This window comes from Rathayibacter oskolensis (assembly GCF_900177245.1).
Classification (GTDB): Bacteria; Actinomycetota; Actinomycetes; order Actinomycetales; family Microbacteriaceae; genus Rathayibacter; species Rathayibacter oskolensis.
In genome coordinates, this window is the sequence record NZ_FXBM01000003.1 from 188,054 (window position 1) to 213,762 (window position 25,709).

Consider the following 25,709-nt stretch of genomic DNA (forward strand, 5'->3'; position numbering starts at 1 on the left):
TCACCGTCGGAGTCACCGTGGGCGTCACCGTCGGAGTCACAGTAGGCGTCACCGTAGGCGTCACCGTGGGAGTGACGGTCGGCGTCACCGTCGGCGTGACCGTCGGGGTCACCGTGGGGGTCACCGTGGGGGTCACCGTGGGGGTCACCGTGGGGGTCACCGTGGGGGTCACCGTGGGCGTCACAGTCGGCGTGACCGTCGGGGTCACCGTGGGCGTCACAGTCGGGGTGACCGTCGGAGTCACCGTGGGGGTGACGGTCGGAGTCACCGTCGGCGTGACCGTCGGGGTCACCGTGGGCGTGACGGTCGGGGTCACCGTGGGGGTCACAGTCGGCGTCACAGTCGGCGTCACCGTCGGGGTCACGGTAGGCGTGACCGTCGGCGTCACCGTGGGAGTGACCGTCGGCGTCACGGTCGGGGTGACCGTCGGGGTCACGGTCGGGGTGACAGTCGGCGTCACCGTGGGAGTGACCGTCGGGGTCACAGTCGGCGTCACCGTGGGGGTGACGGTCGGCGTGACCGTCGGAGTCACGGTCGGCGTCACCGTAGGAGTGATCGTGGGCTCAGGGGTAGCGGTGCAGGCCGACGACTGGAACAGGTTGGTGTCCAGCGTCACGGCTCCGTTCCTGGCGAGCGTCCGTCCGTCGACGGAGGCACTCGTGGTCAGGGTGATCGAGGTGAGCGCGAGGATCGAGCCCGAGAAGTCAGTCCCCGTACCGAGGGTCGCCGAGCTCCCGACCTGCCAGAACACATTGCACGCCTGCGCTCCGTTGATGAGCGAGACCGAGCTGGCCGACCCGGTCGTCAGCGTGCTTCCCACCTGGAAGACGAAGATCGATCCGGGCGACCCCTGCGCGTCGAGGGTGACCGTCCCCGTGATCCCGATGGGGCCGGCCGCCTTGTAGACGCCCGGCAGGAACGTGCGTCCGACCAGGTCTCCCTCGATGTCGCCGTCCGGCGCCTGGGAGGCGAGCTGGTTGTAGGCGACGACGAGGTCCGACTGCGCCTGGATCGCGATGGCGTCGGAGGCGTGGATCTCCCCGCTCACGGTTCCCGGCGGGAACCCGGTGATCGCCGTTCCCGGGCTGACACCCAGGTCGTCGGGCAGGACGGTCGGGCCCGTGTTGGTCACGGTCGAGCCGCCGAGCACCGAGAAGTCGCCCGCCGTGCCGAGGTTCGGCGCGGTCGCCGCCTGAGCGGGCGAACCGATGATGAATCCGACGGCGAGAACGGCGATGCCCGCGGTGGCGGCGACGGCGCCTCGAGCGCCTCGCACCCCTCGGGCTCGTCGTCCGGCGCGGACGGCCGTCGAACGTTCGGTCATGTTCGGCATGCAAGGCCAACGATCTGCTCACGTCAGCGTGAGCCCGTACACCCGAGGTGAGTGGCTCGAAGAGTAAGCCTGTGCGAACGCATGCGTACAGGCGCCTCGGCGGCCCTGCTTCGCGAGATCACCTGGTTCCCGCCGATGTCGTTTATATAGTGACTCTTTCGGGGGGTGCGACACCGAGCGCGGCCGCGTCGATCCTCTCCCTCGGGCCGTGTTCTAGGCTGACCGGATGTCCCCCCGGCCGCGGCGCCCCACCCTCGCCGATGTCGCACGCGCCGCGGGCACCTCGACCACCGTGGTCAGCTACGTCGTCAACGACGGGCCCCGCCCCGTGTCGAACGAGCTCCGCTCCCGCGTCGAGGCCGCGATCGCCGAGCTCGGCTACCGCCGCAACTCCCTCGCCGAGGCGCTCAGCGTCGGTCGCTCGAACCTCGTCGGCCTCCTCGTCCCCGACTCCTCCAACGCCTTCTTCGGCGAGCTCGCCCGCCACATCGAGCACGAGGCCCGCGGCCGCTCCCTGCTGACCCTCCTCGGCAACACCGAGTACGACCCGGAGGTGGAGCGCGGCTACGAGCGCACCTTCGCCGACCTGCGCACGGCGGGCACCCTCCTCGTCACGATCGACCCGGCGAGCGCCGCCGACTCCGGCCCCCGCGTCTTCCTGCACTCCGCCCCGCCGACCGACGCGGAGCCGAGCGTCGCGTTCGACGACGAGCAGGGCACCCGCGCGGCCGTCGAGCACCTGCTCTGGCACGGCTACGACGATCTGCACTGCGTCACCGGACCTGACGACTTCGGCCCCTCCGGTCTCCGCGCGCGCTACTGGGCCGAGGCCGTGTCCGAGGCCCTCCCGCACGGCGAGGGCCGCCTCCACCGCGTGCCGATGGACCGCGTGTCGTCCGAGCAGGCGCTCCGCCTCGTCCTGCGGACCGAGCGCCCTCGCGCTGTCTTCGCCACCACCGACGAGCATGCGCTCGCCCTGCTGCGCGCTGCGTCGCAGGAGGGGATCGACGTCCCGTCCGAGCTCGCGATCGTCGGTTTCGACGGCATCCGAGAGGCGCTCCTCGGAGGCGTCCGCGTCACGACCGTCGCCGTCCCCGTGCGCGACATGGCCCGCATCGCCTTCGAGCTCCTCGAGGAGTCCCTCTCCGACTCCGGTCCCCGCCACGTCCTCCTGCCGACGACCCTCGTCCTCGGCGAGACCTGCGGCTGCCCGCCCCCCGCCTGACCCGTCCCGCACGCCCCGCCCCGCCCCTGCCGAGGGAACCCGTTCTCGCCGAGACACCACCTCCGGCGGGCCACCTCGGCGCGAACGGGTTCCTTCGACCCGCCAGTCCAGCCCCCGCGCCTGCGGGGAGCCGGGCTCAGCCGATCGCGGAGAGCCGGCCGATCACGCCCTCGCCCAGCCGCGCGACGTACCCCTCCGGGTCGGGACCCTGCGGCGCCAGCTCGACCAGCGAGATCCCGAGCGCCGCGTACTCCTCCATCGCCCGGACGAAACCGTCGGGGTCGCCGATCGGGTCGCCGCCTCCGATGATCGTCTTCGTGATCGAGTCGTAGTCGCGACCGAGATCGTCGCAGTGCCGCCGCAGCACGTCGAGCTTGTGCGCGACTCCCTCGGCACCGGTCGCGAACAGGTTGCAGGCGTCGCCGTACTCCGCGACCAGTCGCAGCGTCTTCTTCTCGCCCCCGCCGCCGATCAGGATCGGCGGACCCGGCTTCTGGATCGGCTCCGGGTGGTTGAGCGTCTCGGCCAGCTGGAAGTGCGTACCGGTGTAGGGCCCGTCGTTCTCGCTCCACATCTGCCGGCAGATCTGCAGGGTCTCCTCGAGCCGCTCGAACCGCTCCTTCAGCGCCGGGTACGGCACCCCGAGCCCGAGGTGCTCGCGCTCGTACCAGGCGGCGCCGATGCCGAGCATCGCGCGACCGCCCGACAGCACGTCGAGCGTGGTCACGATCTTCGCGAGCAGCCCCGGGTGCCGGTAGGTCACCCCGGTCACCAGAAGCCCCAGCCGGAGGCGTTCCGTGCGGCCCGCGACGAACCCCAGCGAGGTGTATCCCTCGAGCATCGGGTCCTCACTCGTCGCGAACTGCTCCATCTGGAAGTAGTGGTCCATCAGCGTGAACCACTCGCAGCCGATGTCCTCCGCCGTCCGCGCCGTGGCCCCGAGGATCGGAGCGATCCCCGCACTGCCGCCCGGCAGCGTGAAGTTCATGAAGTGGATGCCTACCTGCATGCGTGCGCTCCTGACGTCGGTCGTCCTCCGAGCCTGTCACGCACGGGGCCGCGAACCCGCGCTCCCCCGACGCATTCCCTGCTGGACGGAGTCCCTCCTGAGCGGAGAACCCTCCTCAGGAGGGGTGCTCACTCCGGCGTCGACGCCGGGCCCCTCACGCACTGACGCGGAACCCGCGCCCGCCGATCCCGACGACGTCGCCGACGACCAGCTGACGCCCGCGACGCCGATCGACCTCGCCGTTCACGGTCACGAGACCGTCGGCGATCGCCTCCTTGACCTCGCCACCGGAATCGAGGATGCCGGCGAACTTCAGGAACTGCCCGAGACGGATGGACTCGCCGCCGATCGCGACCTCCTCGACCGGAGCCGCGTCGTTCACGGGCGTCACACCGCCGGGATGTCGGCGAACCGCGAGAAGTGCCCGTGGAAGCCCACGGTCACCGTGCGCGTCGGTCCGTTGCGGTGCTTGGCCACGATCAGGTCGGCCTCTCCTGCGCGCGGGTTGTCCTTCTCGTAGGCGCTCTCGCGGTGCAGGAGGATCACCATGTCGGCGTCCTGCTCGATCGAGCCGGACTCGCGGAGGTCGGAGATCGCCGGGAGCTTGTCGGCGCGCTGCTCCGGACCTCGGTTCAGCTGCGACAGAGCGATGACCGGCACCTGCAGCTCCTTCGCGAGGAGCTTCAGCGCACGGGAGAACTCCGAGACCTCCTGCTGGCGGCTCTCGACCTTCTTGCCCGAGGTCATCAGCTGCAGGTAGTCGATGACGACCATCTTGAGCCCCACGCGCTGCTTCAGCCGACGGCACTTGGCCCGGATCTCGACCAGCGTCATGTTCGGCGAGTCGTCGATGTAGAGCGGGGCGTCGTTGATCCGGCCCCGGGTGGAGGCGATCGTCGTCCAGTCGCGGGCGTCGACGGTGCCCTTGCGCATGTGCTGCAGCGGCACCGACGCCTCGGCCGAGAGCAAACGCATCGCGATCTCGCTGCGCCCCATCTCGAGCGAGAAGAAGATCGTGGCCATGTCGTGCTTGATCGCCGCCGCGCGGGCGAAGTCGAGCGCGAGCGTCGACTTTCCGAGGGCGGGTCGCGCGGCGACGATGATCATCTGACCGGGGTGGAAGCCGTTGGTCAGATCGTCGAGGTCGGCGAATCCGGTGGGCACGCCGGTGAAGGCGCCGCCCTTGTGCGCGGCCGCCTCGATCTCGTCGATGGCCACGGTGACCGCGTCGGTCAGCGGCACGTAGTCCTCGGCCGTCTCGGTGCCGGTGACGTTGTAGATCTCGGCCTGCGCGGTGTTGACGAGGTCGAGGACCTCGCCCTCGCCCTGGTAGCCCATCTGCGCGATGCGGGTGCCCGCCTCCACCAGCCGGCGGAGCAGGGCGCGCTCGGCCACGATCGAGGCGTAGTACCCGGCGTTGGCCGCCGTCGGCACCATGCTCGTGAGTGTGTGCAGGTAGTCGGCGCCACCCGCGCGCTGCAGCTCGCCCTGCTTGGTCAGCTCGTCGGTGACGGCGATGACGTCGGTCGGCTCGCCGTGCGAGTACAGCGCCAGGATCGCGTCGAAGACGATCTCGTGCTTCGGGATGTAGAAGTCGGTGCCCTTGACGCTCTCGACGACGTCGGCGACCGCGTCCTTCGAGAGCAGCATGCCGCCGAGGGCCGACTGCTCGGCCAGAAGGTCGTGCGGAGGCGTCCGCTCGTTCGTCCGGGGCGAGTCGCCCCGCCCGTCGCGTCCGTCCGAACCGGGAACCGCCAGGTGCGCGATCGTCATGCTTCGCCTCCTCCTGTCGGGTGCCTCGCGGAACGGGTGAGCGTCTCGGCGGAGCCGTGATCGCGAGCGTCGGGTCCGGTCTACCAGCGACCTCCGACAGCGCACGCGCCGGTCGTCCCGAACGCCTGTCCCGCTCCCCTCGCGGGGCGCTGCGCCACCCTACGGACCACGCGACACCACGGTCAAACCAGCCTGTGGAGAGAACTGTGGAGAACGGACCGGAAACGCCGCGTGCTCTGTGGGCAACATGTGGACAACCCTGTGGGAACAGCGGCCGAGGAGAACTTTTTCCGGGCTCCTGACCAGCACTTTCCTCCTCTCCACAGGTGTGTGTGGAAAAGAGTCTCCAGACCACGTTGAAGGTTGCTGTCGGGAAAGGGTGTATGTGGATGAAGCTGTGGAGAACTGAACGACGAAGGGCGGTGCGGCAGGGCCCGGAAGCCCCACCGCACCGCCCTCAGCGGCAGTCTCGCGACCTTACTTGGCCGCGACCACCTGCAGCTTCACCGTGGCCTGGATGTCGTCGCGAAGACGCACCACGGCCTCGTGCTCGCCGACCGTCTTGATCGCGTTCGCGATGACGATCTTGCGCTTGTCGAGATCGCCGAAGCCGGCCGCTGCCACCGCGGAGGCGACATCGGACGTCTTCACCGAACCGAAGAGGCGGCCGTCCTTGCCGGCCTTGACCGTCAGCTTCACCCGGTTGGCCTCGAGGACCTGCTTGGTGTGCTGCGCCTCCTCGATGGTCTTGTGCTCACGAGCGGCACGAGCGGTCTTGATCTGCTCGACCTGCTTCTCGCCGCCGCGCGACCACGCGACGCCGAAGCCCTGCGGGATGAGGTAGTTGCGGGCGTACCCGTTCTTGACGTCGACGACGTCGCCGGCGGAGCCGAGACCGTCGACCTCGTGGGTCAGGATGACCTTGGACATACCGTTACCTACCTTCCGCTGCCGGCGTAGGGCAGGAGCGCCATCTCACGGGCGTTCTTGACGGCACGGGCGATGAGGCGCTGCTCCTGGACGGAGACGCCGGTGATGCGACGGGCGCGGATCTTCCCGCGCTCCGAGATGAACTTGCGGAGGGTCGGGACGTCCTTGTAGTCGATGACGCCCACGCGGACCGACTTCGCGGGGGCCGCGTTCTTCGCGCCCTTGCCGCGGATCGGCTTGCGGCGGTCGCCGCTGCTCTTTCCAGCCATAGTGGTTTCCTTTGAGATTCTGGTTCGCCCCCTGGTCGCCCCGCGCTAGTGCGCGGAGCGATCGAGGCGTGATTCAGGTGAGGGCGCGTTCGAGCTCGAGGCTCAGAACGGCGTCTCGTCGTTGTAGCTGCCCGGCGTGCTCCAGACGTCGCCACCGGCCGGCGCACTCGGCGCCCACGGCTCCTCGGCCTGGCCGCCACGGTTGCCTCCCGCGTTGCCGCCGGAGCCCCCCTGGTTGCCGCCGCCGAAACCGCCGCTGCCCTGGCTCGCACCCTGGCCGCCGCCGACCTGGCCGCGTCCACCACCGGCTCCACCGGCGGCGCGCGTGACCTGAGCGGTCGCGTAGCGCAGCGAGGGCCCGATCTCGTCGATCTCGAGCTCGATGCTGGTGCGCTTCTCGCCTTCCTTCGTCTCGTACGAGCGCTGCTTCAGGCGACCGGTCGCGATGACGCGGCTGCCCTTGGTCAGCGATCCGGCGACGTGCTCGGCGAACTCGCGCCAGACGGAGGCCCGGAGGAACAGCGCTTCGCCGTCCTTCCAGTCGTTCGCCTGACGGTCGAAGGTGCGCGGCGTGGAGGCGATGGTGAAGTTCGCGACCGCGAGCCCGTTCTGCGTGTAGCGCAGCTCGGGGTCGGACGTGAGGTTCCCCACCACGGTGATGATCGTCTCGCCGGCCATGAGCGCTACGCCTTGGGAGCGGCCGGAGCCTTGGCAGCCTTGCGGGCGGCCTTCTCGTCGGCGAGCTTCTTGGCGGCGGCGACCTGGGCGATGCCCTCTTCTGCACGCAGCACCTTGGTGCGCATGACGGCCTCCGACAGCTTCAGCTGACGGTCGAGCTCGTTCGCGGCGGTCGAGGTCGACGTGAAGTCGACGACGGCGTAGATGCCCTCGGACTTCTTGTTGATCTCGTACGCCAGACGACGGCGGCCCCAGACGTCGACCTTGTCGACGGATCCACCGTCGGTTCGGATGACGTTGAGGAACTTGTCGAGACTCGGAGCGACGGTGCGCTCATCGATCTCGGGATCGAGGATCACCATGAGTTCGTACTGATGCGTCACTAACCCACCTCCTTCGGACTGAACGGCCACGGTATTTCCGTGACAGGAGGGTATGTAGCATCTGCCCACTCCCGCGGACGCGAGTGCGTCTGGTCATGGACAACCTGACGACCCTACCATCCAGCAGGGTCGGCCCGCCGGGGAATCTCGCGGGATCGACGGCGGCTCGGCGCGAGACGCCGCAGGGGCAGCGCGAGATCCCGCAGCACCGGCTCGAGTCACCACCGCCTCGGGGTCAGCGCCCCGCCCACCACTCCCGCAGCCGCCGCGCCGCCTCCTCCTCGCCCAGTGGACCCTCCTCGAGCCGCAGCTCCAGCAGGAACCGGTAGGCGCGCCCCACCTCGGGCCCGGGCTCCAGGTCGAGGATCTCCATGATCCGCGTCCCGTCGAGGTCGGGTCGCTTCGAGGCGAGCTCCTCCTTCTCGGCGAGCTCGGCGATGCGGTGCTCGAGATCGTCGTAGGCGTGCGCGAGGCGATCGGCCTTGCGCCGGTTGCGCGTCGTGACGTCGGCGCGCGTGAGGATGTGGAGTCGCTCGAGCAGGGGCCCCGCGTCGGTCACGTAGCGGCGCACGGCGGAGTCGGTCCACGCTCCGTCCGTGTACCCGAAGAACCGCAGGTGCAGCTCGACGAGACGCGCCACCTCCGTCACGGTCTGCTTGTCGAACTTGAGCGCGCGGAGCCGTCGGGCCGCGAGCTTGGACCCGACCAGATCGTGGTGGTGGAAGCTGACCACTCCCCCGGGCTCGAGCCGCCTCGTCGCGGGCTTGCCGATGTCGTGGAGCAGCGCCGCCAGTCGCAGCACCACGTCCGGCGCCGCCCCGGGGTGCCGCGACTCCTCGAGCGCGATCGCCTGCTCGAGCACCGTCAGGCTGTGCGCGTAGACGTCCTTGTGGTGGTGGTGCTCGTCCTGCTCGAGGCGCAGCGCGGGCAGCTCCGGGAGGAAGTGGCCGGCCAGTCCGGTATCGACGAGCAGCTCGAGCCCGGCCCGCGGCGACGCCGTCGCGAGGAGCTTGCGCAGCTCCTCCTGCACCCGCTCGGCCGAGACGTCCTCGATCCGGGGTGCCAGCTCGGCCATCGCCCACTCGACCTCGTCGGTCGTGCGGAAGCCGAGCTGCGAGGTGAAGCGCGCCGCGCGCAGCATCCGCAGCGGGTCGTCCCCGAACGAGAGGTCGGCCTCGGAGGGGGTGCGCAGCCGGCCCGCGAGCAGATCCTCCACGCCGCCGGAGGGGTCGACCAGGACCACCTCGGGGATCCGCAGGGCCATCGCGTTGACCGTGAAGTCGCGGCGGACCAGGTCGCCCTCGAGCGAGTCGCCGAACTGGACCTCGGGCTTCCGGCTGACCCCGTCGTAGCTGTCGCTGCGGTAGGTCGTGATCTCGACCGTCTCGCCCGCGATGCGCGCACCGATCGTGCCGAACGCCCGTCCGATGTCCCAGTGCGCCTCGGCGATCGGGGCGACGATGCGCACGATGTCGTCGGGACGGGCGGAGGTGGTGAAGTCGAGGTCGTGGACGCCGTGTCCGAGGAAGGCGTCGCGCACGGGTCCACCCACGAGGGCGAGCTCATGACCCTGGGCGGCGAAGGCGTCAGCGAGGCGGGCGACCGTCGGCGTCTCCGCGAGGGAGCGGAGGGTCTCGAGAGCGGTCTGGACGCTGTGCATTCGCACGATCCTAGTCGGAGCGGGTGTCCCGGGACGGGCGGGGAAGCGGCCCCGTGCGCGCGTAACCAGCTGACGGGGTTAGCCCTCTCCGGGGGGTGTCCGGAGGGTTCGGAGAACGCACCGCCTGCCGCTCGGAGGCCTGCACGTAGAATCAGCGGCATGGAGGCCGAGTGAGTTCGATGCATCGGCGCGTCCTCACCCTCCCCCGACGCCGGCGACGGCGGGCGGTTCCGCAGCTCCTCCGTCTCGTCGGCGCTGCCGTTCTGTCGTTCGCGCTCGTCGGCGTCGCCTCCCCGGCGACCGCCTCCACCGGCACTCTGGAGCCGTCCGACCCCGCGTCGGGCACCGTCACCGCGACCCTCGGCGCCGCGAACGACGGACTGCTGCTCCCGGGTCAGGATCTCCAGCTCTCGGTGTCGGTCCGCAACGGAACGACGGAGTCCATCGACGCCGCTCGAGTCGAGGTGACCCTCGACGCCGACACCCTCGACTCCCGGGTCGAGCTCGACGAGTGGCTCGACGGCGAGGGCGACGACGAGGGCTCGGCGGCCGGTGACGGCGCCGACCTCCGCCTGCTGCCCTCGAGCTCCGCGCAGGTCACGATCACCGTCCCTGCCGCGGCGATCCCCTTCTCCTCCGACGCCGGCGCGCTCGGCTCGCACGCCGTCGCCGTGACCGTCACCAGCCCGGGTGGCACGGTCGCCACGGCCCGGAGCGCCGTCGAGCTCACCACGGGCGTCCCCGCCGAGCGCGAGACCGGTGTGAGCGTGCTCGTCCCCCTCACCGTGCCCGACACCTCCGACGGCCTCATCACCGCCGAGACGCTGCGCGACTACACGCAGAGCACCGGGACCCTCTCGCGCCAGCTCGACTCGGTGCTGGGCCGCGCCGTCGCGATCGGAGTCGACCCGCGCATCCTCGCGTCCATCCGGATCCTGGGCGCCTCCGCCCCCGAGTCGGCGGTTGCCTGGCTCGATCGGCTCGAGGCCGCGCCGAACGAGGTCTTCGCGCTGCCCTACGGCGACGCCGACGTCGCGGCCCAGGCCCAGGCCGGCCTTCCGACGCTGCTCACCCCGACCTCGTTCGAGTACGGCGTCGACAGCACCCTCTTCGCAGAGGCGCCGAGCACCGAGACCCCGGCCCCCACCGGGACCGAGGCGCCGGCCGACGACACGACGGAGGACGAGGACCTCCCCGCCCGTCCGACGACGGAGTCGCTGCTCGCGTTCGACTGGTCGCCGACCATCGGCAGCATCGCGTGGCCCGACGATCTGACGGTCCGCACCGACGACCTCGGGGTCTATGTCACGAGTGGCATGAACCGCACTGTCGTCTCCTCCGCCAACCTGACGCTGCCCGACGGCGTCTCGACGGCGACCACCGCCAGCGTCTCCGGCAGCGACCTGATCGTCGCCGACAGCGCCCTCTCCTCCGCCTTCGACGCCGCCGTCAGCTCGCCGACCGACGCGGAGTGGCGGGCGTCGGTGACGAGCATCACCGCCGGCCTCGCGCAGGTGCAGCGGGAGGGGGAGGCGCCCGATGTCGTGATCGCCCTCGATCGCGGTGCAGCGATCGACGGCGTTCGGCTCTCGCAGACGCTCGACGCGATCGACGCGCTGCCCTTCGCCGACGGCACCTCGCTCGCGGTCGCCCTCACCGTGCCGCAGACCGCCGACGTCGCGGTCGTCGACTCGCCCGAGTCGGAGGAGCGCCTCGCGAACGTCTCCGACCTCCTCACCGCCGCCTCCCGCATCGAGTCCTTCTCCACCGTCCTCACCGAGCCCGAGATGCTGAGCGGCAAGCGCCGGAACGACCTTCTGGCGCTGCTCGCCGTGACCTGGCGGGAGGACCCCACCGGCTGGGACGAGGCGGTGACCGCGAGCGAGGAGCTGGCCGACAGCACGATGTCCTCGGTCACGATCGAGGCCTCCGACAGCGTCCTGCAGCTCTCGCGCGATTCGAGCATCCCCGTCTACGTCCGCAACGATCTGCCGTGGCCTGTCTCCGTCCGGATCCAGGCGTCGACGTCGAACGCGGTCCTCGACATCGACGAGGCCTCCGTCGAGCCGACCGACATCGACGCCCGTTCCCAGGGCCGCGTGCTCATCCCCGTCAAGGCGCGCGTCGGCAACGGCGAGACCAGCCTGCGGATGCAGCTCACCGCCCTCGACGGAACCGCGATCGGTGCGCCGTCGAGCGTCGTGACCAGCGTCCGTGCCGACTGGGAGACCGTCGGCACCCTCGTGCTCGGGATCGTGCTCGTCGTCGTCTTCGGCGCCGGCATCCTCCGCAACATCCGCCGGCGCCGTCGTGGCGACCCGGTCGAGGAGGAGGAGGACCCGAACGCCCCGCTCGCGGTCCAGCCCGGCCTCGACGACGGACGGACGGACCCGCGTGGCTAGCTTCTCCCTCGGACGCGCGAGCGCCGTCCTCGCCTCCGGCACGATGGTCTCGCGAGTCCTCGGCTTCGTGATGTCGCTGATCTTCACGCAGACCGTCGGACTGACCGGTCAGGGCGCCGACGCCTTCACCGTCGCCAACGGCCTGCCGAACACGATCTACGCGATCATCGCGGGAGGCGCCCTCAACGCCGTCCTCGTGCCGCAGATCGTGCGCGCGGGCCTGCAGGCCGACGGTGGGCGGCGGTACATCGACAAACTGCTGACACTCGCTCTGGTCGTCCTGGTGCTCGCAGCCGTGTTCGCGACCCTGGCGGCTCCCCTGCTCATCCAGCTCGCCGCTGGGCAGTACGGACCCGAGCAGACCCGCCTCGCTGTGACCTTCGCCTACTGGTGCCTCCCCCAGATCTTCTTCTACGGGCTCTACACAGTCCTCGGCGAAGTACTGAACGCCCGGGGATCGTTCGGCCCCTTCACCTGGACGCCGGTCGTCAACAACGTCGTCACCATCGCGGGGCTGTTCGCCTTCCAGCAGCTGTTCGGTGCCGACGGCGGCGGGCAGCGCGCGGCGACGGAGTGGACCCCGGAGATGATCGTCGTCCTCGCCGGCTCGGCGACCCTCGGCGTCGCACTGCAGGCGATCCTGCTCGTCTTCTTCTGGAAGCGAGTGGGCCTGCGCTACCGTCCCGACTTCAGCTTCCGCGGGGTCGGTCTGGGCCGGGCCGGGAAGATCGCCGGCTGGACCTTCGCGACACTCCTGCTCACCGTCGCCGCGGGCTTCCTCGAGAACTTCACCGTGAGCGGCGCGTCGGGCGAGAACGCGTCCGCGACGGCGCTGCAGAAGGCGTGGCTCGTCTTCATGCTGCCGCACTCGATCGTCGCGGTGTCCATCGCCACCGCCTACTTCACCAAGATGAGCGGGCATGCGTCGCGGGGCGAGATCGGCGACTTCCGGCGCGACGTCTCCACGTCGATCAGGGTGGTCGGTCTCTTCCTGTTCTTCTCCGCCGCCGCCCTGGTCGTCTGCGCCGGATCGTTCGCGACGATCTTCGCGCCGGACGACCCCGAGGCGGCCGGCCAGATGGCGCAGATCATCATCGCCCACGTCATCGTCCTCCCCCTCTTCTCGACGCTCGCGATCGTGCAGCGGGGCTTCTACGCCCTCGACGACGGCCGCACCCCGTTCTTCTACACACTCGCGCAGACGGCCGTCATCACAGCGGGCTGCCTGATCGCGCTCGGCCTCCCCTCCGACTCCACGACGTTCTTCGTCGCCCTCTCGATCTCGGCGGGTGTGGCGCTGCAGGCCCTCCTGGCCTGCGTGCTGCTGCGGCGCAAGCTCGGAGGCTGGGGCGGCACCCGCATCGTCTTCCGCTTCGCCCAGTACGCGCTCGCGACCCTGCCGACGATGGGAGCGGGGGTGCTGGTGATGTTCCTCCTCACCCGCGCCGGCGGCCTCCCCACCGCCGGAGTCGTCGGGGCGCTCGGGTCGATGGTCATCGCCGGCGTCGCGATGGCAGTCGTCTACTTCGCCGTCCTCTGGCTGCTGCGCGTCCCGGAGCTGCGCGCGATGGCGGCACCGCTCCTCCGCCGCCTCGGGCGCTGACCGTCGCGTCGCGTCCACTCCGACCCTGAGTGGTCACCCCGGAAGGGGTGCGCCGTCGCGCCCGACGTGGAAGGGTGGGCGCGTCTCCGGCAGAGCCGCCCTCCTCCGCCCCGCCCACCCGGAAGGCACGATGCGCTCCACCTTCGTCCTGCTCCGCTTGCTGGTCGCACTCGCCGTCCTCGCGGCGACGACCGTCAGCTTCGTCGACTCCTACTCGTTCTGGGTCGAGGCGCGGTTCCGCGACCGCTCGACGCTGATCGTCAACTTCTTCAGCTACATCACCGTCGAGACCTGCCTCGTCGCCGCGGTCGTCCTCCTCATCGGCGCTGTCGTGCTCGCTCGCGGCACGATCCCGGAGCCGCGCTGGTTCGCCTGGCTGCGCGCGGCCGTCGTCTGCTACATGGTCGTCATCGGCGTGGTCTACAACCTCCTGCTGCGCGGCACGGTGGTCACGGGCGCGGGCGCGGGCCAGGAGTGGACCAACGAGGTCATGCACGTGGTCGCGCCGATCGCGCTCGTCCTCGACTGGCTCTTCGCCCCGGGTCGACGGAGGCTGTCGTGGGCGGTCGTGCCCGGGATCCTGGCGTTCCCCGTCGCGTGGTTCCTCTACACGATGCTCCGGGCCCCGCTGGTCTACGACCAGATGAAGCACGAGCAGGTCTGGTACCCCTACCCGTTCCTCGACCCGCGCCTGGCGGACCCTCCGGTCGTCCCGGGTGGCCTGATCGCCGTGGTGTTCTACGTCGTGGTGATGACCGCGGTCTTCGCCGGCGCCGCATGGGTGACCGTGCTCCTGTCGAGACGAGGAGTCGGTCGCCGCCGGAGCGACGACGTCCACGCCGAGGAAGTCCCGGTCACTGAGCAGATCGCTCGAGCTCGTCGGAGACCGCTCACTCGACCCTGACCGCCGACCGAGTGCCCGGGTCGCGGCGGAATAGCCCCCACCTAGGATGTGTTGTAGACCTCGGAGCCGGGAGAGAACAGAGCGCCGGATCCACGCTCCGCACCCCGTGCGGATCACCGAACAGCCATCGCTCAGCACAGACCTCGAGGAGTTGCCGTGCGCGACATCGTCATCATCGGATCCGGCCCCGCCGGCTGGACAGCCGCCATCTATGCGGCACGCGCTGAGCTGAACCCCGTCGTGGTCGCCTCGTCGGTCGAGATCGGCGGCGACCTGATGAACACCACCGACGTCGAGAACTTCCCCGGCTTCCCCGACGGGATCCTCGGCCCGGAGCTGATGACCTCGATGCAGAAGCAGGCCGAGAAGTTCGGCGCCGAGACCTTCTACGACGACGTCACCTCGCTCGATCTCGAGGGCGAGGTCAAGACCGTGCACCTCGGTTCGGGAGAGAGCATCGAGGCGAAGACGGTCGTCGTCGCCACGGGTTCCGCCTATCGCAAGCTCGGTCTCCACGACGAGGAGCGTCTCTCGGGACACGGTGTCTCATGGTGCGCCACCTGCGACGGCTTCTTCTTCAAGGGCAAGACGATCGCCGTCGTCGGCGGGGGCGACTCCGCGATGGAGGAGGCGACCTTCCTCACCAAGCACGCCGCGAAGGTCTACATCATCCACCGCAAGGACTCGCTCCGCGCCTCGAAGGTCATGCAGAAGCGCGCCTTCGACAACGAGAAGATCGAGTTCATCTGGAACTCCGAGGTGATCGGCATCACCGGCGAGAGCCACGTCAACGGCGTGAAGCTGCGCGACACGGTCGCCGGCACCGAGTCCCACCTCGAGCTCGACGGCCTGTTCATCGCGATCGGCAACGACCCGCGGACGCACGTCGTCCACGGCAAGCTCGACCTCACGACCGATGGCAACATCGCCGTCGTCGGCCGCTCGTCGCAGACCTCCGTTCCCGGCGTCTTCGCCGCGGGCGACGTGATCGACCCGACCTACCGTCAGGCCGTCACCGCCGCCGCCTCCGGAACGGTCGCAGCCCTCGACGCGGAGCACTACCTCGCTTCGCTCGCCGACGGCACCGCGTCGAGTGAGGGCACGCCGCACGCCGAGCTGCTCGCACTCTGACTCAACTACCCACGATCGAGCCGGCACGACCGACTCACGAAGGAGAAACCGCCATGTCCACCGCTAAGAGCGTCACCGACGCGTCGTTCCAGACCGACGTCCTCGACTCCGACAAGACCGTTCTGGTCGACTTCTGGGCCGAGTGGTGCGGACCGTGTCGCATGGTCTCGCCGATCCTCGACCAGATCTCCGCCGAGCACGGCGAGAAGATCGAGATCGTCAAGCTCAACGTCGACGAGAACCCGCAGACCGCGGCGAAGTACCAGATCACGTCGATCCCCGCGATGAAGGTCTACCAGAAGGGTGAGGTGGTCAAGACCGTCATCGGCGCGAAGCCGAAGCCGGCTCTCGAGGCCGACCTCGCCGCCTTCCTCTGATCCTCTGATCACGGTCGAAGCCCCCGCGTCCCTCCGGATGCGGGGGCTTCGTCGTCCCATGCCGCGTTTCACGTGAAACGGAGGAGCAACCCACCGTCCGGACCCTCTCCGCTGGTCGATTAGCGCGCGGCGCGTATGGGGGTCCCCCGATCCACCACTCCCCGAGTGGCGCTCCCCTCTCCCGGCGTCCTCGCCGACCCGGCCGGTACAGTGGACAGACCCGGAGCCGACACCCGGGCACCCCGTCCCCCGAGCGAAGCGACCCATCGTGACCAACCGCGGAACCAATCTCGACCCCTGGTACGACTCCTACGCCGAGCGCACCGCCGGCCTGGCCGCCAGCGAGGTCCGCGCCCTCTTCGCCGTCGCCTCCCGCCCCGAGGTCGTGTCGCTGGCCGGCGGGATGCCGTTCGTCTCCGCGCTCCCTCAGGACCTCGTGACCGGTGCCATCGAGTCCGTGATGCGCGAGCAGGGCCCGGTGGCACTCCAGTACGGCTCCGGGCAGGGAGTCCCCGTGCTCCGCGAGCAGATCCTCGAGGTGATGGCCCTCGAGGGGATCTCGGCCAGCGCCGATGACATCGTCGTGACCACCGGATCCCAGCACGCTCTGGAGCTGGTCTCCAAGCTCTTCCTCGACCCCGGAGACGTCGTGCTCTCGGAGGGGCCGAGCTACGTGACCGCGATGGTCATCTTCCGCTCGTACCAGGCGCAGATCGAGCACGTGCCGATGGACGAGCACGGCCTCATCCCCGCCGCGCTGCGCGAGCACATCACGCGGGTGCGGGCCGCCGGCAAGACGATCAAGTTCCTCTACACGATCCCCACCTTCCACAACCCCGCCGGGGTAACCGTCTCGTGGGAACGCCGCGTCGAGATCCTCGAGATCTGCAAGTCCGAAGGGATCCTCGTCCTCGAGGACAACCCGTACGGGCTGCTCTACTTCGAGGACGTCCCGCCGAAGGCGATGCGATCGCTCGAGGAGGACGGCGTCATCTACCTCGGCACGTTCTCGAAGACCCTGGCCCCGGGCTTCCGCGTGGGATGGGCACTCGCTCCGCATGCCATCCGCGAGCGGCTCATCCTCGCCAACGAGGCGGCCGTCCTCAGCCCCTCCTCCTTCAGCCAGCTCGTGATCTCGAAGTACCTCGAGACCGCCGACTGGCGCGGTCAGATCGACACCTTCCGCGGTGTGTACCGGGAGCGCAAGGAGGCGATGCTGCGCGGACTGCAGACCCACCTGCCCGCGCTCTCCTGGACGAACCCGAACGGCGGCTTCTACGTCTGGCTCACCCTGCCGGACGAGCTCGACTCCAAGGCGATGCTCCCCCGCGCGGTGAAGGAGCTGGTCGCCTACACCCCCGGAACCGCGTTCTACGGGAACGGCGACGGCCGTCAGAACATCAGACTCTCGTTCTGCTATCCGACGCCGGAGCGGATCGGCGACGGCATCCGCAGGCTCGCCACCGTCATCAACGGCGAGCTCGACCTGCTGTCGACCTTCGCCGGTACCGGGTCGATGAGGGCCGTCGAGGTCGACGAGCGCGACAGCGCCCTCCCGCCGAACATCTCCTGACCCCTCCGCGCCGAGAAGATCGAACACAAAAGGCCTGATCATGACTGATTTCTCCGTCCTCGATCGTACTCTCGACATCGTCGTCATCAGCGGTGGGATCAGCCATGAGCGGGATGTGTCGCTGCGGTCCGGGCGCCGCGTGGCCGACCGCCTGTCGGCGATGGGTCACCGCGTCTCGCACCGCGAGCCGGACGCGAACCTGCTGTCGCACCTCCTCGCACACCGGCCCGATCTCGTGTGGCCCGCCGTGCACGGAGCGAGTGGCGAGGACGGCGCGCTCCTGGGCCTCCTCGAGGCAGCCGGCTTCGCCTACGTCGGGTCTCGTACCGATGCCGCACGGCTCGCCTGGTTCAAGCCGACCGCGAAGACCCTCGTGCAGCGCGCCGGATTCGCCACTCCGAGGTCGATCACCCTCCCGCGCGAGACGTTCCGCGAGCTCGGGGCCGCAGGCATCCTGGAGCAGGTCGAGGCGCACCTGCCGGGCCCGCTGGTCGTCAAGCCGGCTCAGGGCGGCTCTGCCCAGGGTGTCAGCGTCGTCTCCGCCTCCGGTGAGCTCCCCCGCGCGATGGTCGAGGCCTACACCTACGGTGAGGTCGTGCTCATCGAGCAGCAGATCCTCGGCACCGAGGTGTCTGTCGGTGTCCTCGACCTGGGTGACGGTGCCTTCGCGCTTCCTCCCGTCGAGATCGAGCCGGTCGAGGGCCGATACACCTTCGAGGCGCGGTACAACGCGGGTGAGACCCGCTTCTACACTCCCGCGCGACTCCCGGAGTCGGTGCTGAGCGAGGTCTCCCGTGTCGCGGTCGCGATCCACGACCTCCTCGGCCTGCGCCACCTCTCCCGCATCGACTTCATCGTCGACGGCGAGGGTGTCCCGTGGTTCTTCGACGCGAACGTCCTGCCCGGCATGACCGAGACGTCACTCGTTCCTCAGGCCATCGAGGCTTCGGGCCGCTACCTCGGCGACGTGTACTCCACCCTCGCGAAGCTCGCAGCCAGCGCGTGACCCCGCCGATGTTTCACGTGAAACATCGCTCGTGGCGTTGATCTCGAATTCGGGCCAGGCATACGTCACCTCTGCGGGCCACTCGATCACCGGATGTCAGCCCGCGTCAGCTCGCTCTTCAGTGTCAGCCCGGCTCCGGCACTCGCTGGTCGAGTAGCCGTGAGTTGGCGCATCGAGACCGACCTTCTGACGATCCAGGCACGCGTGACTGAGGCGTTCTCTGGCCATCGGCCCGGTCAAACCCGATGTTTCACGTGAAACATCGAGGCCTACGGCGCGAGTGAGACCTCGGTGGGCTCGCCGATCTCGGACAGGATCCGGTTCAGGTCCTGAATGCTCGCGAAGTCGATGACCATCTGACCCTTGCGGGCGCCCAGCGTGACCTTGACCCGGGTGTTGAGCCGGTCGCCGAGGTGATCCGCCACCGAGCTGAGGTGTCCCGCGTGACCGCCCGGCTCCTCCTGCGTCTCCCGCTTCGTCGAGCGCGGCGCCTTGAGCTGAGCCGCGGCCGCCTCCGCCGCTCGGACGGACAGGTCCTCGTTCACGATCTTGTCCGCCAGGCGCCGCATCAGCTCGACGTCGTCGAGCGATAGCACTGCTCGAGCATGCCCCGCGCTGAGCACACCGGCCGCCACCCGTGCCTGCACGTCGGCGGGCAACCGCAGCAGACGCAGCGTGTTCGAGATCTGCGGGCGCGAACGCCCCAGCCGCGTCGCGAGCGCCTCCTGGGTGATGCCGAAGTCGCTCAGCAGCTGCTGGTAGGCGGACGCCTCCTCGAGGGGGTTGAGTTCGGCTCGATGCAGGTTCTCGAGGAGCGCGTCCCGCAGCATGTTCTCGTCGGCGGTGTCCTTGACGACCGCGGGAATCGTGTCGAGACCCGCCGCCTTCGAGGCGCGGAAGCGGCGCTCCCCCATCACCAGCTCGTACTTCGCCCCGCCGCGACCCGTGATGGGCCGCACCACGATGGGCTGCAGCACTCCGAACTCACTGATGCTGTGCACCAGCTCGGCCAGATCGTCCTGGTCGAACACCGACCGCGGCTGAGCGGCGTTCGGGACGATCTCGTCAAGCGGCAGCCGGGCCAGCCGTGCGCCGGGAACCTGGAGCAGCTCGTCCGACTGCTCAGCGTCGGCGTTCATGTCGGGGAAGAACACATCGACCGGACGCGATCGCGTGTCGTCTCCCGTCGGGATCAGTGCGCCGATCCCGCGGCCGAGCCCGGTTCGCTTGGTGGCCATCAGCGTGCCTCGCCTTCCTTCGTGGTTGCGACGACGGAGCGTGCGCCGCGGCGGGCGATCTCTGCCGCCGCTTCGAGATACGCCAGCGAACCCGACGACTGCGGGTCGTAGCTGATGACGCTCTGTCCGTAGCTCGGAGCCTCCGAGATCCGCACGTTCCTGGGGATCACGGCCTTCAGGACCTCCTTGGGGAAGTGCTCGCGCACCTCCGCGGCGACCTGGTGCGACAGGTTGGTGCGCCCGTCGAACATCGTCAGCAGGATCGTCGACACTCCGAGGTTCGGGTTCAGGTGGCGCTCGATCAGGTCGATGTTCTTGAGGAGCTGGCTCAGCCCCTCCAGCGCGTAGTACTCGCACTGGATCGGGATGAGGACCTCCCGGGCGGCCACGAAAGCGTTGATCGTCAGAAGGCCCAGCGATGGCGGGCAGTCGATGAACACGTAGTCGAACGGCTCGTCCATCCCGTCGAGCATGCGATCGAGTGCCCGTCGGAGGCGCTGCTCGCGCGCGACCAGGGACACGAGCTCGATCTCGGCGCCGGCCAGGTGGATCGTGGCCGGCACTCCGTAGAGAGTGTCGAACTCGGGGCTCTTCTGGACGACGTCGGCGAGCGGAGTGTCGTTCACGATCACGTCGTAGACGCTCGTCGTCTCGGCGCGGTGCTCGATGCCGAGTGCCGTCGAGGCGTTGCCCTGCGGATCGAGGTCGATGACGAGGACCTTGGCAGAACCCCGAGCGAGACCCGCGGCAAGGTTCACCGTCGTCGTGGTCTTCCCGACGCCGCCCTTCTGGTTCGAGATCGTGATGACCCGCGTCGACTCCGGCTTGGGGAGCGGTTCGGCCGCGAGGAGCGCACGTCGCCGCGTCATGTCCGCGATCTCGCGGGCAAGGGGCGTCGAGGAGTCGAATCCGCCGGGCACTGCGGCAGGATCGGGATGTTTCACGTGAAACCTTCGCTCAGCGGATGGATCGGGCAGCAGGACCGCGGATACCGACGTCGGCGGATTCTCGAATCTCACGCGAGGCCGGAGCGATCAACCCACTGTAGCTCGGACCACCCGCGTCGCCTCGGAGAGCACGCCGTCGCCCAGGACGATCACCTCGGGCGGAGAGAGACGGAACCGGCGGATCTGCTTCGCCGCTGCGTCGATCTCCTTCTCCGCATTGATCCCCTTGAGCAGGACGAGCTCGCCTCCCGATCGCAGCAGCGGCGCGGTGATCGGGATGAGCTTCGACAGTGAGCTGACCGCGCGGGCCGTCACCTGATCGAGCGGCTCCGGCAGCTCGACCTCCTCGGCTCGCGCGCGGAGAACCGAGACATTCTCGAGTTCGAGACCCTCGATCTGCTCATGGAGCCAGGTGACACGGCGCTCCATCGGTTCGATCAGGACGAACCGCACATCCGGCCGCAGGATGCCCAGCACGAGCCCGGGGAGGCCCGCACCGCTTCCCACGTCGCCGACCACTCCCGGACGCAGCAGAGGGGCGACCAGGGCGCTGTTGAGCACGTGACGCGTCCACAGCCGCGGCAGCTCGAGCGGGCCGATGAGGCCGCGCTCCTCGCCCTGGTCGGCGAGCGACCGCGTGAAGCGACGGAGCAGCGGCAACCGCTCCCCCGCGATGACGGAGGCTACTGCGGGCTCCGGCTCGAGGGTCGGCTCCACGGGGTCAGCCGCGGGTGATGACGGTGTGACGCTCGCGCGCCTCGCCCCGCGACTCCGAGACGAACCCGCGCTCGCCCACCATGTCGTGCACGAGCTTGCGCTCGTACGAGGACATCGGCGGGAGGGAGGCCGACGTGGCGCCCTCCTCGATCCGCTCGATCGCGCGGTCGACCAGCTGCGCGAGCTCGGCCTCGCGAGCGTCGCGGGAGCCGCCGATGTCGAGGATGAGGCGCGAGAACGCGCCGGTCTTCGTCTGGACGGCGAGGCGGGTCAGCTCCTGGAGCGCCTGGACGGCGTCCGGACGCGAGAGGACCCGGAGATTGGTGTCACCCGACGCCGTGACCGACAGGTAGACGCGACCGTTGCGCACCTCGATGTCGATGTCGCCGTCGAGGTCGCAGATGTCGAGGAACTCCTCGATGTAGTCGGCGGCGACGTCGCCCTCCTCCTCGAGCTGCGAGAGGGTCGACGGCGGATTCTCGACCCGCTGCTCGGCGACCGGCGGATCCGTCTGCACGGTCTCGTCACGCTGCACGGGCTCGGCTGCGAGCCCGTGGCCGTCGGTGATCGTCTGCGTCGAATCGGTCATGTCGGGTCTACTTCTTTCCGGCTTGCTTCTTGGAGCGGTTCTTGCCGACGGGCTGCTGCCGCTGGACGGCCTTCTTCTCGACGAGCGTGGTCTCTCCGGAGTCGGTCGTCTCCTCGACGAGCTTGCCCTTCCGACGCAGGCGCTCCTCGCGGGCCTTCGCCGCCTCGCTGCCGGGCGTGGGCATGTTCCGGATGACGACGAACTGCTGGATCATCGTCCAGAGGTTCGAGGTCAGCCAGTAGAACATCACGCCGAGGGGGAAGGCGAAGCCCGAGAAGGCGAACACCAGCGGCAGGATGTAGAGCAGGATGCGCTGCTGCTTGAAGGTCGGCGAGGCCTTGGCCTCGGGCGACATGTTCTTCGAGACGATCTGCAGCTGGGTGATGAACTGCGACGCGGTCATCAGGATCACCATGATGACGGCGATGACGACGACCAGCTCCTGGCCACCCTCCTGCAGGGCGCCCTGGATCGACTGATGCAGCGGTGCGATGCCGAAGAGGTTCGCCTCGCCGAACTGACGCGCGAGGGTGTCGTTCAGCGGCCCGACGCCGGCCTCACTCCGCTGGGCGTCGTTCAGCACCGAGAACAGGCTGAAGAAGATCGGCATCTGGATCAGCAGCGGGAGGCACGAGGCGAGCGGGTTGGTGCCCGTCTTCTTGTAGAGCTCCATGGTCTCGCGCGACATAGCCTCGCGGGAGAGCTGGTCGCGCTTGCCCTTGTACTTGTCCTGGATCTTCTTCAGCTGCGGTGCCACCTCGAGCATCCGCCGCTGGCTCTTGATCTGCTTGACGAAGATCGGGATCAGGGCGGCGCGGATGACGAGGACGAGGCCCACGATCGCCAGCACCCAGGTGATGCCGGCGGCCGCCTCCAGGCCGGTCAGGGTGAGCAGCTGATGGAAGGCGACGAGGATCAGCTCGACCACCCATTTGAGTGGCCAGAGAATCGTGCCGAGGAGGTCCATGGGTGGGGGTCAGTCCTTTCGAGGACTCACGACGAAGCCGAATCGCGTGACAGCGAAGCGGCTCCGGCCGGAAGCCGGTCGGTGCAGGGGGATCGAGGTCGGTACGTCGTCGACACCGCCGGCCGCCCACGGGTGGCAGCGGAGGAGCCGGCGAGCTGCGAGGACGGAGCCGAGGACGAGCCCATGGAGCTGGACCGCCTGCAGCGCGTACGCGGAGCACGAGGGGTAGTAGCGGCACACGTCGCCGTAGAGAGGCGACACGACGGCTCGATACACCCGGAGGAGCAGGACGCCGACGTTGCGCGGGAGCAGGAGGATCCCCCAGCCGATGCGGACGAGCCACGACGGGATCCGCGATGCGGCGTCGAGCGTCACGGAGCTCATGCTCGACGCCCGGCGGAGCGGGCCGGCCGCGACACCGCGGTCACGACCTCCTCGCGGAGCTCCGGCCACGACGCGTCGGCACTGCCGGGCAGCGCGCGGATGACGACGTCGGTCCCGGGATCGACCTGCGACACGAGTTCGAAGGCCACGGCCTTGAGGCGGCGGCGGACGGTGTTCCGCGTCACCGCCGATCCGACGGTCTTGGCCACGATGAAACCGAATCGCACCGGAGTCGACCCGGAGGTCTTCCGGACATACGTGACGGTGTGCGGTCCCGTGGACCGCACACCGCGACGGACGACAGTCCGGTACTCGCCTCCGTGGACGATGCGATTCGCTCTGGCCAGCACCGCTGGACGGATCGCTCGGCTACGCCGAGAGCTCGGTGCGCCCCTTGGCGCGACGAGCGCTCAGGATGCCACGGCCGGCGCGCGTGCGCATACGCAGGCGGAAGCCGTGCACCTTGGCGCGACGGCGGTTGTTCGGCTGGAAGGTTCGCTTGCTCATAGTTCAATCTCCACGTGGGTGTTCCGCGGGCCCAGCGGGGCCCACGCGGTGGCGGGGGCTCCGGTCTCCCGGGAAGAAGGGGTGCCCGGCTTCGACTCGGCTCGATCCGTGAGGAACGGGCGCGCGACTCCGGGCAGGCGTCAACTGATTAAAACTACGGCCTGTTCTCCCGGCGGTCAAATGTGGGACGGGCGAAACCTCGATTCTGCATGCGGCGTCGCGCGTTCCGCGCATTGACACGCGGGAGTCGCTGTGGTGGATTTGTCTCCCATCGGCTCCGTTCGTTACCGTGTTGAGCCGCAGTTATCCACAGGTACGAACGGCCCCGACCCGCGTCCGCGCTGGAATCGGGCCGAGCCGGTGGATAACCCTGTGCATGGATCGAGCCACCGACCGGTCGGCCCGCGCACCGCACCACTCCCGTGTCCGACCGAGTCGGCGCACGGAGTCCGCCTCCGGCAGGAGCCGGATCACCGCGAGAGAGACGCGGGTCCGCAGTCGCGGACGACGCCCCACCGGCGACCAGGATGTCGACAGCGACGAGGACCGAGGACAGATGGCAGACGACACGTCGATGGTCGACGCCTGGAACGTGATCCTCGGAGCCCTCTCGCAGGACGAGCGCATCACCGCTCCGCTCTACGGGTTCGTCTCGCTCGTCGAGCCCAAGGGGATCATGGCGGGCACCTTCTATCTGGAGGTCCCGAACGAGTTCACCCGCGGCATGCTCGAGCAGCGCGTCCGGGTCCCTCTCCTCAGCGCCATCGGCACGCTCGACGACTCCTTCGGGGTGTCGACCTTCGCCTTCGTGGTGAATCCCGACATCGAGCACGAGCCGTTGAGCTCGCCCTCCGCCTCGGAGTCGATGAACCCGTTCGAGCCCATCACCGGGTCGTCGGCGGCGGTCACCCCGATCCGCGTCGTCGAGGAGCTGCGGACCGTGCCCGCGACCGACACGCGCCTCAATCCCAAGTACAGCTTCGACAACTTCGTCATCGGAGGCTCCAACCGCTTCGCGCACGCCGCCGCGGTCGCGGTCGCCGAGGCCCCCGCCAAGGCCTACAACCCGCTCTTCGTCTACGGCGACTCCGGGCTGGGCAAGACGCACCTCCTCCACGCCATCGGCCACTACGCGATGAGCCTCTACCCGGGCATCCGGGTCAGGTACGTGTCGTCGGAGGAGTTCACGAACGACTTCATCAACTCGATCGCGAACAACAGGGGCAACGCGTTCCACGGGCGCTACCGCAACGTCGACATCCTCCTGATCGACGACATCCAGTTCCTGCAGGGCAAGGCGGAGACGCAGGAGGCGTTCTTCCACACCTTCAATCAGCTGCACGACCACAACAAGCAGGTCGTGATCACCTCGGACCTGCCGCCGAAGGCCCTGACCGGCTTCGAGGACCGCATGCGCTCCCGGTTCGAGTGGGGTCTGATCACCGACGTCCAGGCGCCCGACCTCGAGACGCGCATCGCGATCCTCCGCAAGAAGGCCGTCAGCGAGAAGCTGCTCGTTCCCGACGACATCCTCGAGTTCATGGCGTCGAAGGTGTCGAGCAACATCCGCGAGCTCGAGGGGACGCTGATCCGCGTCACCGCGTTCGCGAGCCTCAACCGCACCCCGGTCGACATGTCGCTCGTTCAGACGGTGCTGAAGGATCTGATCACGCTCGACGAGGACAACGTCATCTCGCCGGTCGACATCATCAATCACACCGCCGACTACTTCAAGCTGACCGTCGACGACCTGTACGGCTCCTCCCGCTCGCAGGCCGTCGCCACGGCACGCCAGATCGCGATGTACCTCTGCCGCGAACTGACGAACCTGTCGCTGCCCAAGATCGGCCAGCTGTTCGGGAACCGCGACCACACCACGGTGATGTACGCGAACAAGAAGATCTCGGAGCTCATGAAGGAGCGCCGCAGCATCTACAACCAGGTCACGGAGCTGACCACCCGCATCAAGACGAACCGCTAGCCGTCCCTCGTCGGGCGGGCGGGTCTCGATACCCGCCGGCGGCGGCTGCTCGACCAGCAGGCACGGCATCCGTGTCGTCCGCTCCGCGGCCGGTCTAAGAACCGCGCAGTCTCCGCTGGCCGA

Annotated in this window: 25 protein-coding genes and 1 pseudogene; 9 read left to right on the plus strand and 17 right to left on the minus strand. The window is 69.2% G+C overall.

Translation table 11 applies throughout. The annotated features are described in order from the left end of the window. Positions 1 to 658: 658 nt before the first annotated feature. Positions 659 to 1,333, minus strand: a pseudogene (locus tag B9Y99_RS19100) (ice-binding family protein); the annotation flags it as partial. A gap of 226 nt (positions 1,334 to 1,559) precedes the next feature. Here B9Y99_RS19100 and B9Y99_RS15935 point away from each other — a divergent pair. Beyond that, positions 1,560 to 2,558: a LacI family DNA-binding transcriptional regulator gene (locus B9Y99_RS15935; RefSeq protein WP_085477613.1), complete on the plus strand. Its 999-nt coding sequence runs from the start codon at positions 1,560 to 1,562 to the stop codon at positions 2,556 to 2,558. Between the two features lie 136 nt (positions 2,559 to 2,694). On the opposite strand, the gene B9Y99_RS15940 is transcribed toward B9Y99_RS15935, so the two are convergent. The 8 genes from B9Y99_RS15940 to B9Y99_RS15975 form a co-directional block, all read right to left on the minus strand. Further along, positions 2,695 to 3,567, minus strand: coding sequence for an LLM class F420-dependent oxidoreductase (locus tag B9Y99_RS15940; protein ID WP_085477614.1), 873 nt, complete (start codon positions 3,565 to 3,567; stop codon positions 2,695 to 2,697). Between the two features lie 154 nt (positions 3,568 to 3,721). Next, positions 3,722 to 3,958, minus strand: a complete 237-nt coding sequence (locus tag B9Y99_RS15945; RefSeq protein WP_425298490.1) for an RNA-binding S4 domain-containing protein — start codon at positions 3,956 to 3,958, stop codon at positions 3,722 to 3,724. Continuing rightward, the gene (gene dnaB, locus B9Y99_RS15950) at positions 3,955 to 5,340 is read right to left on the minus strand and encodes a replicative DNA helicase (protein ID WP_085477615.1); all 1,386 of its coding nucleotides are present in this window, start codon (positions 5,338 to 5,340) and stop codon (positions 3,955 to 3,957) included. The genes B9Y99_RS15945 and dnaB overlap by 4 nt, the downstream gene beginning before the upstream one ends. A gap of 477 nt (positions 5,341 to 5,817) precedes the next feature. Then, complete coding sequence (gene rplI, locus B9Y99_RS15955; RefSeq protein ID WP_085477616.1) at positions 5,818 to 6,270, minus strand: 50S ribosomal protein L9; 453 nt, start codon at positions 6,268 to 6,270, stop codon at positions 5,818 to 5,820. An 8-nt stretch (positions 6,271 to 6,278) separates the two neighbouring features. Then, complete coding sequence (gene rpsR, locus B9Y99_RS15960; protein WP_056039813.1) at positions 6,279 to 6,539, minus strand: 30S ribosomal protein S18; 261 nt, start codon at positions 6,537 to 6,539, stop codon at positions 6,279 to 6,281. A gap of 102 nt (positions 6,540 to 6,641) precedes the next feature. Then, a complete protein-coding gene (locus B9Y99_RS15965; RefSeq protein WP_085477617.1) occupies positions 6,642 to 7,217 on the minus strand; it encodes a single-stranded DNA-binding protein in 576 nt (191 codons plus the stop codon). A gap of 5 nt (positions 7,218 to 7,222) precedes the next feature. After that, positions 7,223 to 7,600, minus strand: coding sequence for a 30S ribosomal protein S6 (rpsF, locus tag B9Y99_RS15970; protein WP_085477618.1), 378 nt, complete (start codon positions 7,598 to 7,600; stop codon positions 7,223 to 7,225). Positions 7,601 to 7,835: 235 nt separating this feature from the next. Continuing rightward, positions 7,836 to 9,260, minus strand: coding sequence for a CCA tRNA nucleotidyltransferase (locus tag B9Y99_RS15975; RefSeq protein WP_085477619.1), 1,425 nt, complete (start codon positions 9,258 to 9,260; stop codon positions 7,836 to 7,838). A 179-nt stretch (positions 9,261 to 9,439) separates the two neighbouring features. Here B9Y99_RS15975 and B9Y99_RS15980 point away from each other — a divergent pair, with 179 nt between their 5' ends. The 7 genes from B9Y99_RS15980 (at position 9,440) to B9Y99_RS16010 (ending at position 18,256) form a co-directional block, all read left to right on the plus strand. Continuing rightward, positions 9,440 to 11,662 carry a DUF6049 family protein gene (locus tag B9Y99_RS15980; RefSeq protein ID WP_085477620.1) on the plus strand — a complete coding sequence of 741 codons (2,223 nt, stop codon included), beginning with the start codon at positions 9,440 to 9,442 and terminating at the stop codon, positions 11,660 to 11,662. After that, complete coding sequence (gene murJ, locus B9Y99_RS15985; protein WP_244275000.1) at positions 11,655 to 13,265, plus strand: murein biosynthesis integral membrane protein MurJ; 1,611 nt, start codon at positions 11,655 to 11,657, stop codon at positions 13,263 to 13,265. The genes B9Y99_RS15980 and murJ overlap by 8 nt, the downstream gene beginning before the upstream one ends. Before the next feature lie 130 nt (positions 13,266 to 13,395). Further along, positions 13,396 to 14,169 carry a Pr6Pr family membrane protein gene (locus tag B9Y99_RS15990; protein WP_085477621.1) on the plus strand — a complete coding sequence of 258 codons (774 nt, stop codon included), beginning with the start codon at positions 13,396 to 13,398 and terminating at the stop codon, positions 14,167 to 14,169. A gap of 156 nt (positions 14,170 to 14,325) precedes the next feature. Beyond that, positions 14,326 to 15,300: a thioredoxin-disulfide reductase gene (gene trxB / locus B9Y99_RS15995; protein ID WP_085477622.1), complete on the plus strand. Its 975-nt coding sequence runs from the start codon at positions 14,326 to 14,328 to the stop codon at positions 15,298 to 15,300. Between the two features lie 53 nt (positions 15,301 to 15,353). Continuing rightward, on the plus strand, positions 15,354 to 15,677 hold the full coding sequence (gene trxA / locus B9Y99_RS16000; protein WP_085477623.1) for a thioredoxin: 324 nt from the start codon (positions 15,354 to 15,356) through the stop codon (positions 15,675 to 15,677). 268 nt (positions 15,678 to 15,945) lie between these two features. Further along, entirely contained in the window at positions 15,946 to 17,250 is a 1,305-nt protein-coding gene (locus B9Y99_RS16005; RefSeq protein ID WP_085477624.1) for an aminotransferase-like domain-containing protein, read from the plus strand. Between the two features lie 40 nt (positions 17,251 to 17,290). Further along, entirely contained in the window at positions 17,291 to 18,256 is a 966-nt protein-coding gene (locus B9Y99_RS16010; RefSeq protein ID WP_085477625.1) for a D-alanine--D-alanine ligase family protein, read from the plus strand. Between the two features lie 269 nt (positions 18,257 to 18,525). On the opposite strand, the gene B9Y99_RS16015 is transcribed toward B9Y99_RS16010, so the two are convergent. The 8 genes from B9Y99_RS16015 to rpmH form a co-directional block, all read right to left on the minus strand. Continuing rightward, positions 18,526 to 19,494, minus strand: coding sequence for a ParB/RepB/Spo0J family partition protein (locus B9Y99_RS16015; RefSeq protein ID WP_085477626.1), 969 nt, complete (start codon positions 19,492 to 19,494; stop codon positions 18,526 to 18,528). Further along, a complete protein-coding gene (locus B9Y99_RS16020; protein WP_085477627.1) occupies positions 19,494 to 20,438 on the minus strand; it encodes a ParA family protein in 945 nt (314 codons plus the stop codon). The genes B9Y99_RS16015 and B9Y99_RS16020 overlap by 1 nt, the downstream gene beginning before the upstream one ends. 90 nt (positions 20,439 to 20,528) lie before the next feature. Continuing rightward, complete coding sequence (gene rsmG, locus B9Y99_RS16025; RefSeq protein ID WP_085477628.1) at positions 20,529 to 21,158, minus strand: 16S rRNA (guanine(527)-N(7))-methyltransferase RsmG; 630 nt, start codon at positions 21,156 to 21,158, stop codon at positions 20,529 to 20,531. Between the two features lie 4 nt (positions 21,159 to 21,162). Continuing rightward, on the minus strand, positions 21,163 to 21,747 hold the full coding sequence (locus tag B9Y99_RS16030; RefSeq protein ID WP_085477629.1) for a Jag family protein: 585 nt from the start codon (positions 21,745 to 21,747) through the stop codon (positions 21,163 to 21,165). 7 nt (positions 21,748 to 21,754) lie between these two features. Next, the gene (gene yidC, locus B9Y99_RS16035; RefSeq protein WP_085477630.1) at positions 21,755 to 22,714 is read right to left on the minus strand and encodes a membrane protein insertase YidC; all 960 of its coding nucleotides are present in this window, start codon (positions 22,712 to 22,714) and stop codon (positions 21,755 to 21,757) included. Between the two features lie 9 nt (positions 22,715 to 22,723). Continuing rightward, positions 22,724 to 23,089 (minus strand): membrane protein insertion efficiency factor YidD, encoded by a 366-nt coding sequence (gene yidD / locus B9Y99_RS16040; protein ID WP_244275002.1) that lies wholly within the window; start codon positions 23,087 to 23,089, stop codon positions 22,724 to 22,726. A gap of 5 nt (positions 23,090 to 23,094) precedes the next feature. Continuing rightward, positions 23,095 to 23,448, minus strand: a complete 354-nt coding sequence (rnpA, locus tag B9Y99_RS16045; protein ID WP_085477632.1) for a ribonuclease P protein component — start codon at positions 23,446 to 23,448, stop codon at positions 23,095 to 23,097. A 19-nt stretch (positions 23,449 to 23,467) separates the two neighbouring features. Continuing rightward, the gene (rpmH, locus tag B9Y99_RS16050; protein ID WP_055784512.1) at positions 23,468 to 23,605 is read right to left on the minus strand and encodes a 50S ribosomal protein L34; all 138 of its coding nucleotides are present in this window, start codon (positions 23,603 to 23,605) and stop codon (positions 23,468 to 23,470) included. A gap of 676 nt (positions 23,606 to 24,281) precedes the next feature. Here rpmH and dnaA point away from each other — a divergent pair. After that, positions 24,282 to 25,586: a chromosomal replication initiator protein DnaA gene (gene dnaA, locus B9Y99_RS16055; protein WP_425298493.1), complete on the plus strand. Its 1,305-nt coding sequence runs from the start codon at positions 24,282 to 24,284 to the stop codon at positions 25,584 to 25,586. The last annotated feature ends 123 nt before the right edge of the window (positions 25,587 to 25,709 follow it).

What these genes read in the sequence shown, in the direction of transcription:
- B9Y99_RS15935 (WP_085477613.1), top strand. Translation starts at nt 1,560, where the DNA reads ATGTCCCCCCGGCCGCGGCGCCCCACCCTCGCCGATGTCGCACGCGCC.
- B9Y99_RS15940 (WP_085477614.1), bottom strand. Translation starts at nt 3,567, where the DNA reads ATGCAGGTAGGCATCCACTTCATGAACTTCACGCTGCCGGGCGGCAGT.
- dnaB (WP_085477615.1), bottom strand. Translation starts at nt 5,340, where the DNA reads ATGACGATCGCGCACCTGGCGGTTCCCGGTTCGGACGGACGCGACGGG.
- rplI (WP_085477616.1), bottom strand. Translation starts at nt 6,270, where the DNA reads ATGTCCAAGGTCATCCTGACCCACGAGGTCGACGGTCTCGGCTCCGCC.
- rpsR (WP_056039813.1), bottom strand. Translation starts at nt 6,539, where the DNA reads ATGGCTGGAAAGAGCAGCGGCGACCGCCGCAAGCCGATCCGCGGCAAG.
- B9Y99_RS15965 (WP_085477617.1), bottom strand. Translation starts at nt 7,217, where the DNA reads ATGGCCGGCGAGACGATCATCACCGTGGTGGGGAACCTCACGTCCGAC.
- B9Y99_RS15975 (WP_085477619.1), bottom strand. Translation starts at nt 9,260, where the DNA reads ATGCACAGCGTCCAGACCGCTCTCGAGACCCTCCGCTCCCTCGCGGAG.
- B9Y99_RS15980 (WP_085477620.1), top strand. Translation starts at nt 9,440, where the DNA reads ATGCATCGGCGCGTCCTCACCCTCCCCCGACGCCGGCGACGGCGGGCG.
- B9Y99_RS15990 (WP_085477621.1), top strand. Translation starts at nt 13,396, where the DNA reads ATGCGCTCCACCTTCGTCCTGCTCCGCTTGCTGGTCGCACTCGCCGTC.
- trxA (WP_085477623.1), top strand. Translation starts at nt 15,354, where the DNA reads ATGTCCACCGCTAAGAGCGTCACCGACGCGTCGTTCCAGACCGACGTC.
- B9Y99_RS16010 (WP_085477625.1), top strand. Translation starts at nt 17,291, where the DNA reads ATGACTGATTTCTCCGTCCTCGATCGTACTCTCGACATCGTCGTCATC.
- B9Y99_RS16015 (WP_085477626.1), bottom strand. Translation starts at nt 19,494, where the DNA reads ATGGCCACCAAGCGAACCGGGCTCGGCCGCGGGATCGGCGCACTGATC.
- B9Y99_RS16030 (WP_085477629.1), bottom strand. Translation starts at nt 21,747, where the DNA reads ATGACCGATTCGACGCAGACGATCACCGACGGCCACGGGCTCGCAGCC.
- yidC (WP_085477630.1), bottom strand. Translation starts at nt 22,714, where the DNA reads ATGGACCTCCTCGGCACGATTCTCTGGCCACTCAAATGGGTGGTCGAG.
- rpmH (WP_055784512.1), bottom strand. Translation starts at nt 23,605, where the DNA reads ATGAGCAAGCGAACCTTCCAGCCGAACAACCGCCGTCGCGCCAAGGTG.
- dnaA (WP_425298493.1), top strand. Translation starts at nt 24,282, where the DNA reads ATGGCGGGCACCTTCTATCTGGAGGTCCCGAACGAGTTCACCCGCGGC.